This is a genomic window from Mycobacterium sp. (assembly GCF_032159775.1).
In the GTDB taxonomy this organism is placed as follows: Bacteria; Actinomycetota; Actinomycetes; order Mycobacteriales; family Mycobacteriaceae; genus Mycobacterium.
Genome location: NZ_JAVHWK010000064.1, coordinates 1 through 3,001, shown reverse-complemented (window position 1 = coordinate 3,001; position 3,001 = coordinate 1). Strand labels below are relative to the sequence as shown.

General features: G+C 63.6%; 3 protein-coding genes. All 3 read left to right on the top strand.

All coding sequences use genetic code 11. From position 1 onward, the window contains the following. A partial coding sequence (locus QOJ24_RS06940; RefSeq protein WP_526260251.1) for an MlaE family ABC transporter permease occupies positions 1–675 on the top strand: 675 nt, incomplete at its 5' end. Positions 676–679: 4 nt separating this feature from the next. Further along, the gene (locus QOJ24_RS06935) at positions 680–2,152 is read left to right on the top strand and encodes an MCE family protein (protein ID WP_526260250.1); all 1,473 of its coding nucleotides are present in this window, start codon (positions 680–682) and stop codon (positions 2,150–2,152) included. Between the two features lie 46 nt (positions 2,153–2,198). Continuing rightward, positions 2,199–3,001 (top strand): MCE family protein (locus QOJ24_RS06930; RefSeq protein WP_526260249.1); only part of this gene is annotated, 803 nt, incomplete at its 3' end.

The following is a 3,001-nucleotide window of genomic DNA, read 5'->3' as shown; positions in this document are numbered from 1 at the left end:
CTGGGCGTCGGAGCGATGGCTCTCATCGGCGGCACCATTGTGGTCGTCGTCTTCCTGACCTCGCAGGTCGGCTCACTGGTCGCCGTACAGCTCTACGGTTCACTGGCCAACATCGGGGTGGAGGCGCTGAGCGGCTTCGCATCTGCGTACATCAACACCCGCTTCGCCGCTCCCGCCGTGGTCGGGATCGCGATGGCCGCCACGATCGGTGCCGGCTGCACGGCGCAGCTGGGGGCGATGCGGATCAACGAGGAGATCGACGCCCTCGAAGTCATCAGTGTCCGCACAGTCAGCTATCTCTGCTCGACGCGCCTCGTGGCCGGAGTCGTGCTGGCGATCCCGCTGTACTGCCTCGGGCTGATGGCCGCCTACCTCGCGACCCGCTTCGGCACAGTTCTTGGTTACGGGCAGTCGACGGGCGTTTACGACCACTACTTCGACACATTTTTGAACCCTACGGACGTAGTGCTGTCCTTCACCCAGGCAATCGGAATGGCGACCATCGTGATGCTGATACACACTTACTACGGTTACACCGCATCGGGCGGGCCTGCGGGGGTGGGCGAGGCCGTCGGTCGCGCGGTTCGCGCATCCCTTGTCGCCGTCATCGTCGTCCTCCTGTTCGTCGCGCTGGGCATTTACGGCCAAGGCGGCGGCCTGAATATTTCCGGGTAGCGGGATGGCGGCAGCAGCAGCGCGAAAAAAGCGGGCGGGGGAGTCACGCACTCACCCCGGGTGGTGGACCCTGGGTCTGATACTGGTGGTCGTCGGCTTGGTCGTGCTCGACGGCGTCTTGTTCACCGGCAGCTACCGGTCATCCATCCCGGTCACAGTGCTGTCCGATCGTTCCGGATTGATCATGGAAACCGGCAACGATGTGAAGCTGCGGGGCGTCGTGGTCGGCCGTGTGGACGGTATCTCGAAGGGGAACCCGCCCGTCGGCCTCAAACTCCAGATCGATTCCGATCAGGTGAAATACATTCCGGCCAACGTCGAGGCGGAGATCAAGGCGACGACGGCGTTCGGCAACAAGTTCGTCGACCTCATCGTCCCTGGCGATGCGAGCCCCAAGCGGCTCTCGGCGGGTGAGGTGCTCAGAGCGCGCAATGTCGCGACCGAGGTCAACACAGTGTTCGAGAATCTCGTCGGAGTGCTCCAGCAGGTGGACACAGCCAAGCTGAATGCTGTGCTGTCTGCGCTGGCCGAGGGCGTCAGCGGCCAAGGCGAAAGGCTCGGCGAAGCGATCACCGCCGGTAATGAGGTGCTGTTGCAGCTCAATCCCCGCAGCGAGACGATTCGCCAGGACTGGCAGGCGGTCAAGGGGTTCAGCGACACCTACAGCGCTGCTGCGCAGAACATCATCACCGTGCTCGACGCGGCCAGCACCACCAGTACCACGATCACCAACCACGCGAAGCAACTCGATTCGCTGTTGCTCAATGCCATCGGCCTGTCGAAAAGCGGCATCAACCTCCTCGGTCCCAGCAAGGACAATCTGATCCACGCGGTCAACGTGCTCGATTCCACGACCAGTCTGCTGATGAAATACAACCCGGAACTGACCTGTCTTTTCACCGGCGGCAAGAACGTCATCGACTTCGGGTTCGAGGACGTGGCGGGCGGCAGCACCGGTAAGTCGGTCATCCTCGACGTCGCGTTGCTGTTCGGTGACGACCAGTACAAGTACCCGGACAACCTACCGATCAACGGCGCACGGGGCGGCCCAGGCGGCAAGCCCGGCTGCGGTTCGCTACCCGATGTCGCTAAGAACTGGCCGCAACGGCAACTGATCACCAACACCGGGTGGGGCACCGGCGTGGACATCCGGCCGAATCCCGGCATCGGCTTCCCCGGCTACGGGAATTACTTCCCGTTCACCCGTGGGGTGCCGCAACCGCCCACCATGAATCGCATCGGACCGCCGGCACCGGGACCGATCCCGTACCCGGGCGCCCCGCCGTACGGCGCGCAGCAATATGCGCCGGACGGAACCCCGCTCTACCCGGGTCTGCCGCCCGCGCCACCGCCGGGGCAACCCAAGGAACCGGGCCCCCGGGCGGGAGAAGAGCCCTTCGTGGTGCCGTATCCCGCACAGGTTCAACCGAATCCACCGCCCCCCATCCCTCCAGGTCCGGTCACACCGGCGCCCTGACCAGACCAGCACATGAGAAAGCAGACGATGAGAGACCACCGCCATCATGGGTAGTTTGCGTGGCACCCTCGTACGCATCTCCATTTTCCTGGTGGTGTGCACGCTGGGCTGGTTTGCGACGGTGGCCGTCTTCGGACAGTTGCGATTCGACGGAGAAAACAAGTACAGCGCAATCTTCAAGAACGTCTCGGGACTGGAGACCGACGACTTCGTGCGTATCGCGGGTGTGGAGGTCGGCAAGGTCAAGGGCATCAAGGTGCGAGACGACGGCACCGTGGATGTGGAGTTCTCCACAGACAAGACGGTGGTGCTCACCGAAGGCAGCAAGGTGGCGATCCGCTACGAGAACTTGACCGGGGACCGCTTCGTTGCGCTCGAAGAAGGCGCGGGCGGGACCAGGAGGCTGAACGCGGGCGGCACCATACCGCTGGAGCGCACTGAACCCGCGCTCGATCTCGACGCCCTGATCGGAGGATTCCGTCCGCTTTTCAACGCCCTGAGCCCCGATCAGGTCAATGCGCTGACCGGCCAGCTCATCGACGCGTTTCAAGGCCAGGGCGCGACGATCAGCTCGTTTCTGAGTCAGACTGCCTCGCTGACCAACACGCTGGCCGACCGGGATCAGCTGATCGGGCAGGTCATCGTCAACCTCAATACCGTGTTGGGATCCCTTGGCGACCAGAAAGACCAGTTCGGAAAGGCCGTCGACTCATTGTCACAGCTCGTGCACGGCCTGGCCGAAAGAAAGCAGGACATCACCAACGGTGTGGCATACGCCAATGCGGCCGCGGGGTCTGTCGCGGACCTCCTGCAGCAGGCGCGGCCGCCCTTGAAGAAGGTCGTCACCGA

Excerpts from the sequence above, each read along its gene's own strand:
- QOJ24_RS06935 (WP_526260250.1), top strand. The coding sequence starts at position 680 with ATGGCGGCAGCAGCAGCGCGAAAAAAGCGGGCGGGGGAGTCACGCACT.